Source organism: Longimicrobiaceae bacterium, from assembly GCA_035696245.1.
Classification (GTDB): Bacteria; Gemmatimonadota; Gemmatimonadetes; order Longimicrobiales; family Longimicrobiaceae; genus DASRQW01.
In genome coordinates, this window is sequence record DASRQW010000177.1 from 1 (window position 1) to 4809 (window position 4809).

Annotated in this window: 4 protein-coding genes; all 4 read left to right on the forward strand. The window is 71.4% G+C overall.

Annotated elements, in window-relative coordinates; translation table 11 throughout:
* Nucleotides 1-264: 264 nt before the first annotated feature.
* Entirely contained in the window at nucleotides 265-657 is a 393-nt protein-coding gene (locus VFE05_08415) for a hypothetical protein (protein ID HET6230078.1), read from the forward strand.
* A gap of 352 nt (nucleotides 658-1009) precedes the next feature.
* Complete coding sequence (locus tag VFE05_08420) at nucleotides 1010-3493, forward strand: zinc-dependent metalloprotease (GenBank protein HET6230079.1); 2484 nt, start codon at nucleotides 1010-1012, stop codon at nucleotides 3491-3493.
* A gap of 12 nt (nucleotides 3494-3505) precedes the next feature.
* The gene (locus tag VFE05_08425) at nucleotides 3506-4102 is read left to right on the forward strand and encodes a hypothetical protein (GenBank protein HET6230080.1); all 597 of its coding nucleotides are present in this window, start codon (nucleotides 3506-3508) and stop codon (nucleotides 4100-4102) included.
* Nucleotides 4103-4180: 78 nt separating this feature from the next.
* The gene (locus tag VFE05_08430; protein HET6230081.1) at nucleotides 4181-4594 is read left to right on the forward strand and encodes a hypothetical protein; all 414 of its coding nucleotides are present in this window, start codon (nucleotides 4181-4183) and stop codon (nucleotides 4592-4594) included.
* Nucleotides 4595-4809 lie beyond the last annotated feature (215 nt).

Consider the following 4809-nt stretch of genomic DNA (forward strand, 5'->3'; position numbering starts at 1 on the left):
ACCAGACCCCGGACTTTTCTAAATCAACGCGACACCCCGCCCAATGCGATGCGCCGTTCGCCTACGCGCACGGAGTTGCGCGCATCGACGGACGTCGGCCCATCCTCCGCAGTCCTGCATCGGGGCGGGAGTTGCGCGGCGGGGGATGCGTATGCTGGATCGCCGGGCGCGAGACGATCCCGCTCGTCCTGGTGTCATTCTCGCGCGGCGCCGGACGTTGACCGTAGGATCCTGCGCACCGCCGAACCCGAACCGTACCGGTCCATGCGAGCTCCCGCCTTCCTCCGCCCCGCCCTCGCCGCCGCCGCTCTGCTGGCGCTCGCGTCGTGCAACATCACCGACGCCGAGAGCACGGTGGACGCGCGCATCCAGAACGCCAGCGTCTACACGCTGCAGGGCGTCACCGTGCACTTCGCCGAGGGCGACGTGGTGTTCGGCGACATCGCGCCGGGCCAGCTCTCGGCGTCGAAGCGCACCGGCGTCGCCTACACGAACGAGTACATCGAGGCGACGGTCCAGGGCCAGCGGATGGTCCAGCAGCCCATCGACCACACGGGCGACCCGGTGCTGGAGCGGGGCTCGTACACCTACGTGCTCACCGTCTCGTCCCCCACCGACCCGAACGGCCTCCACTCCTCGCTCCACCGCGACAAGTGAAGCCGCCGGCTCCTGGCCGCAGCGGCCTGAGCCGACGTAGCCGTAGTCGGGACACATCGCCCCCGCAGCCTGCACCGGCTGCGGGGGCGATGTGTCGCAGGACAGCTCGTGATTCCGGGACGACGGCCGCCGCCGAGCCGTTGAAGCCCGCGTGGAGACGACGCCGTCCGCGGACGTTCAGCGGGCTCCGCCGGTTCAGCGCGCATCCGACGCACTCGCGCATCCGCGGAGGGGCTGCGGGGACGGGAGATGCGGGGCCGCCGTGCATCTCCCGAAAACCGGCGTTGTTCGAACGGCGCGAGAAACGTATTCTCCCCGCACCCGCTCGCTTCGCCCCCGCCGTGGAGAACCGATGACCTCCGTCCGCATCCGACGAATCGCCGCGCTCCTGATCGCCGTCGCCGCATCTCCCGCCGCGCCCCGCATCTCCCTCGCCCAGAACACGCAGCAGACGCAGGCGCAGGCGGGGCCGCTGCCGTCCATCGCCGCGAAGACGCAGGGGATGGAGCGGCAGGACGGCTTCCTGCCGCTGTACTGGGACGAGCGCGGCGGCAAGCTGTGGCTGGAGATCCCGCGGATGGAGCAGGAGATGATCTATGTCGTCTCGCTGCCCGTGGGCATCGGGTCGAACGACGTGGGGCTGGACCGCGGGCAGCTGGGCGGCGAGCGCATCGTGAAGTTCCAGCGCGTGGGGCCGCGGGTGCTGATGGTGCAGCCCAACCTGGGCTTCCGCGCGGTGACGGAGAACGCCGACGAGCGGCGCGACGTGGAGGAGAGCTTCGCCACGTCGGTGCTGTGGGGCTTCAAGGTGGAGGCGGAGACGGACGGCCGCGTGCTGGTGGATGCGACCGACTTCGCGTTGCGCGACGCTCACGGGGTGGCGCGCACGCTCAAGCAGACGAAGCAGGGCGACTTTCGCCTGGACCCCGCCCGCAGCGCCGTGTATCCCCCGCGGACAAAGGCGTTCCCGCGGAACACGGAGATCGAGGCGACGCTCACCTTCGCGGGCGACGCGCCGGGCGAGTGGGTGCGCGACGTGGCCCCCACGCCCGAGGCGCTGACGGTGCGCGAGCGGCAGTCGTTCGTGGCCCTGCCCGAGCCGGGCTTCGTCCCCCGCCGCAGCGACCCGCGCGCGGGCTACTTCGGCATCCAGTACGCGGACTACGCGCAGCCGTTCTCGCAACCGCTCGTCCAGCGCTTCATCACCCGGCACCGGCTGGAGAAGCGGGACCCGAACGCGGCGGTCTCGGACCCGGTGAAGCCCATCGTGTACTACGTGGACCGCGGCGCGCCGGAGCCCATCCGCACGGCGCTGCTGGAGGGTGCGCGCTGGTGGAACCAGGCGTTCGAGGCGGCGGGCTACCGCAACGCCTTCCGGGTGGAGCTGCTGCCGGAGGGCGCGGACCCCATGGACGTGCGCTACAACGTGATCCAGTGGGTGCACCGCGCCACGCGCGGCTGGAGCTACGGCTCGTCCGTCACCGACCCGCGCACGGGCGAGATCATCAAAGGGCACGTCTCGCTCGGCTCCCTGCGGGACCGGCAGGACTTCCTGATCGGCGAGGCGCTCACGCAGCCGTACGGCGCCAGCGACGACGTACCCGAGGCGCTGAACGCGCTGGTCCTGGCCCGCATCCGCCAGCTCGCGGCGCACGAGGTGGGGCACACGCTGGGGCTGGCGCACAACTACATCGCCAGCGCGCAGGGCCGCGCGTCGGTGATGGACTACCCTCACCCCGTGGCGACGCTGGCGGCGGACGGGCGCGTGGACGTCTCCAACGCGTACCCCGAGGGCATCGGCGCGTGGGACAAGGTGGCGATCACGTACGGGTACGCGCAGGTGCCGCCTGGCGCGGGCGAGGCGGCGGCGCTCACGCGCGTGATCGACGAGGCGCGGGCGCGGGGCCTCACCTTCCTGACCGATCAGGACGCGCGGCCGGCGGGCAGCATCCACCCGCAGGTGCACCTGTGGGACAACGGGACGAGCAGCGCGGCGGAGCTGGACCGGGTGATGCGCGTGCGCCGCGCGGCGCTGGACCGCTTCGGCGAGGCGGCCATCCGCCGCGGTACGCCGCTGGCCACGCTGGAGGAGGCGCTGGTGCCGCTCTTCCTCTTCCACCGCTACCAGGTGGAGGCGGCGGCCAAGGCGGTGGGCGGCCAGTACTACACGTACGCCCTGCGCGGCGACGGCCAGCAGCCGGTGCGCCCCGTGCCCGCGGCCGAGCAGGAGCGGGCGATGGCGTCGCTGCTCGCCACGCTGGACCCGGCGCAGCTGGCGCTGCCCAGACCGCTGCTCTCCATCATCCCGCCGCGGCCGGCCACCTTCGAGCCGCACCGCGAGCTGTTCGAGCGCTACACCGGCCTGGCGTTCGACGCGGTCTCGCCCGGCGCGGCGGCGGCGGACATCACGGTGGGGATGATCCTGCAGCCGCAGCGCGCGGCGCGCCTGGTGGAGCAGCACGCGCTCGATCCCTCGCTGCCGGGGCTGAACGGCACCATCGACCGCCTGGTCGCCGGCGCGTGGGACCGGCGCCCCGCCACGCCGTACGAGGCGGAGATCAATCGCGCGGTCGAGCGCGTGATCGTGGACCGGCTGATGGACCTCGCCGCGACGGCGCCGATGCCGCAGGTGCGCGGCGGGGCGCAGCTCGCCCTTCGCCAGCTGCGCGACCGCATGCACCTGTCCGGCGCCACGAACGCGGCCGACCGCGCCAACGCCGAGCTGATCGAGAGCGACATCGCCCGTTTCCTGGAGCGCCCGTACGACCCGGCCAAGCGCCTGGAGCCCATCTCCCCGCCCCCCGGCAGCCCCATCGGCGACGAGGACGAGTTCTGATCGGGAGCGCAGATGCCTTTCCCCATCAGCCGGAGCGGCACCGTCACCGTCCCGCTCGATCCCGGCGCGGAGCAGACGACGGATGCGGTCCTGTCGCGCATCGCCACCGCCCTGGTCGAACGTGGCGCCGACCCGCCGGTGCGGGAGGGTGATGCGTGGAGTTTCCGGGTTCGGCCCAGGGCCACGTTCGGCAAGCCGAGGACCCGGTTCATGGGCGCGCTTTCGGAGATCACGATATGGATCTCGGTCGATTCGCGGTCCGCGATCATCCGCTACCACCTGCGACACAAGTGGCTGGTCCAGGCGCTGATGGCGGCCGGGGTGGCGCTTTTCGACTGGCACTCGCCGGCGCGGATGTGCGGGGTCTTTCTAATCGGCTGGTCCTGGCTTTGTGCGCCGACCTACCTCCTGTCCAACTATGCGTTTCCGCGGTTTCTCCGCGCGACTGCGCTCGCCGGCCCGCTGCCGCCGCGGTCCGAAACCGCGGTGCGCGGCCGCGATCCCGGCTCGCGCGCACTGAACGACCAGTCTCCATCGTCTGAACCTTTGCTCCACGGTGACGTCGATGGGCGGCCGCTCGCCTCGCGTTTGAAGCACGAAGAAGCTTGATATGGCGTCCGCGGCGATGTTGATTACCAATCACTATCGCAGCCCCGCCGGACATCCATCTACGCTGGAGTTTGCACCATGCTCCGCAGCATCCTCGCGGTTGCGGCCGGTTTCGTGGCGATCTTCGTGCTCTCGGTAGGCACGGATTTGATCGTGCACATGCAGCTCCCGCAGGCTTTCGACGCGGCGGGCCACACGAGCGACGCCACGGTGCTGGCGCTGACGATCGTGTACGTGGGCATCTTCGCGACCGCGGGCTGCTACCTCGGGGCGCGGCTCGCGCCCAATCGGCCCATGCGGCACGCGCTGGTCCTGGGACTTCTCGGCCTCGCCTTCAGCATCGCGGGCACCGCGGCGGCCTGGGACACCGCGCCGGCGTGGTATCACGTCGTCTCGCTCGTCCTGGTGATGCCGTACGCCTGGGCAGGCGGCCGCCTGGCCGAGCTCCGCGACGCGCGCCACGCATCCCCCGTCCCCAACGCCCTCGCCTGACCGCGTTCGGGAGATGCACGGCGGCCGATCATCGCCTCGCATCCCCCGAAAACGATCGGCATGGCGGAAGATGAAGAGCCGGCGACCCTGCCTCGGTCGCCGGCTTTTCGTCCATCAACGATCCCCCGTCTTGGTAGGGGAGCACCTGCGTGTGCTTCCGCCTCTCGGTCGCGACATCACCGGACGAAGCCGCGTCGGCGCTGCGGATGTATCGC